The 2,246-nt window shown below is 65.0% G+C and carries 3 protein-coding genes; all 3 read right to left on the bottom strand.

What is annotated here, in order from left to right; translation table 11 throughout:
• Positions 1-747 (bottom strand): amidohydrolase family protein (locus ACFWF3_RS32945; RefSeq protein WP_379317804.1); only part of this gene is annotated, 747 nt, incomplete at its 3' end.
• The gene (locus ACFWF3_RS32940) at positions 744-1,079 is read right to left on the bottom strand and encodes a hypothetical protein (protein ID WP_379317802.1); all 336 of its coding nucleotides are present in this window, start codon (positions 1,077-1,079) and stop codon (positions 744-746) included. The genes ACFWF3_RS32945 and ACFWF3_RS32940, both read right to left, overlap by 4 nt.
• On the bottom strand, positions 1,076-2,246 hold a 1,171-nt coding region (locus tag ACFWF3_RS32935; RefSeq protein ID WP_379317800.1), incomplete at its 5' end, for an aromatic ring-hydroxylating dioxygenase subunit alpha. The genes ACFWF3_RS32935 and ACFWF3_RS32940, both read right to left, overlap by 4 nt.

Here is a 2,246-nt window from a genome sequence, read left to right as displayed (position 1 = left end):
GATGCCCGCGTCGCCGTGGGCGTGCGCGGCCACGTGCACCCCGGCCCGATGCGCCTCGTCGACGATCGCGGCCAGTTCCTCGTCGGAGTACTGCTGCGCTCCGGCGACGGTGCCGTGCGACATCACCCCGCCCGATGCCGAGATCTTGATGACCTCGGCGCCGTATTTGATCTGGTAGCGCACGGATTCGCGGACCTGCGGCACGCCGTTGGCGCGGCCCTCCTCCACCGTGATCGGCATGATGTGCGGCGCCAGACGCTGAAACATCGTCGGATCGAGGTGACCGCCGGTCGGGGTGATGGCGTGCCCGGCCGCGACGATGCGCGGGCCCTCCAGCCAGCCCTGTTCGATCGCGCGGTGCAGATCCACATCGAGCAGATAGCCGCCGGTCTTCACCATCAGGCCGAGGTTGCGTACGGTGGTGAAGCCGGCGTGCAGGGTGACGCGCGCGTTCACCGAGGCCCGCAGTGTCCGATAGACCGGATCGTCCTGCACACCGTGCATCGGGTTGGGCAATCCCGAGGGATTGTCGGGCCCGCCGATGAGCAGGTTGACCTCCATGTCCATCAATCCGGGCAGCAGCGTGAGCGCACCGAGATCGATGACCTGCGCGTCGACGGGCACCTCGACCGGGTTGATCGCGGTGATCCGGTTGTCGTCGACGACGATCACCGCCTGCGTGTGCCGCTGCCCGGTCTCGACGTCGACCCAGGCCGCGGCTCGCAACACGATGGACCGGCCGCTCACAGGGCGGGCTCGATCACACAGGTCAACGACGCCGACCCGGTGTCCGGGATGCGCGGCTGTCGCCACACCTCGATGGGAAACGACACCTGGATCATCGAATACAGCAGGTACATCAGGTTTTTGGCGTCCTCGGGCATGTCGTCGATCGAGAACTTGTCGCAGTAGGTGAGCGCGTCCTCGGCCCGTGCGGCGATCGCGTCGTAGAACCGCTGCATGTCGGGCATCGTGGAGCCCAAGCGCTGGTCGTAGCGTTGGGTTTCGTCAGCCAGACACCATTTCTCGGCGAACTGCTCGAGATCGCCGAATTCGATCGGCAGTAGCTGCGCGCTCACCGCTTGGCCTCCGTACGTTCGCGCTGATAGTCGCCGACCCAGTCCGCGGCGACCTTGTGCAGGTGCCGGAGCAGGATCTCCTGGTCGTTGAGCTGGAATGTCGTCACCGCGCGCGACTCGAGCATGAGCTGGGTCGCTTCCAGCGTCGAAGAGTCCTGCAGCCCATATTCTTTGAAGGTGACCGCCGCCATTTCGCGGGCGACGCGATCGCGGGGGGTACGGGCGGGGGTGAAGTACAGGTTGCCCTCGAAAATGTGAGTGTTGTGCGAGGTCGGCCAGTACTGGTAGGTGAGATACCAGCCGCCGGACCAGATGAGAATCGTGAAATTCGGCCACAGCTGGAACGAATCCAGCCCCCATGGGTCACAGCCCGCGGGGTTGAGCCCGGCCGGCATCGCACCGAGATCGGGCACGTCCCAGGGGCCGAACAGGCCACTGCGGGTGATGTCCTCCATAGGTTTACGCATCGACGCGTCGAGTTCCCAGGTCACCACCCCGGAGGTGCTGACCAGCCGGTGCGGCCCGTCGAGCTGGTAGTGCGGTGCTTCGAATCCCGCCTGCTGGGCGGCCACGGAGAAATTGTCGGGCGTCTGCTTTCCGTGCAGAATCGGCGCGTGGTAGAACTCCTGGAACGCGTCCAGGTAGAGCTTCCAATTGGCGCCGACCTCGGCCTTGTAGGAATAGCGTTCGGTCAGCTGGTCGAACGGGTATCCCTCGAGACCGGTCACCATCGGGCCCAGGAACTCGCGCAGCGTCTGACGTGGTTGCGCGGCGAGATTGACGAAGATGAACCCCGACCAGACCTCGCAGTGCACGCGCGCGAGCCCGAGACTGTCCTTGTCCAGGTCGAAGAACTCGCTCTCCTGCTGAACGAAGGTCAGCGCGCCGTCGAGGCCGTAGCGCCAGCCGTGGTATTTGCAGGTGAACTGGCGGCAGGTGCCGGAGGTCTCCTCGCGGGGAAACTCGTTCCACACCAGCTTGTTTCCGCGATGCCGACAGATGTTGTGAAAGGCGTTGACACTGCCGTCGCGATCGCGGACCAGGATGATCGAGGAGTGCGCGGCGTGGATCTCCTTGGTGAAATAGCTGCCGGTGCGTGGCAGCTGTTCGATACGACCGACATTGAGCCAGGCGCGTTTGAAGATCGCGTCGCGCTCGAGTTCGAAG

Source organism: Nocardia sp. NPDC060220 (assembly GCF_042727815.1).
Taxonomy (GTDB): domain Bacteria; phylum Actinomycetota; class Actinomycetes; order Mycobacteriales; family Mycobacteriaceae; genus Nocardia.
This window is presented reverse-complemented; position numbering and strand designations above follow the sequence as displayed.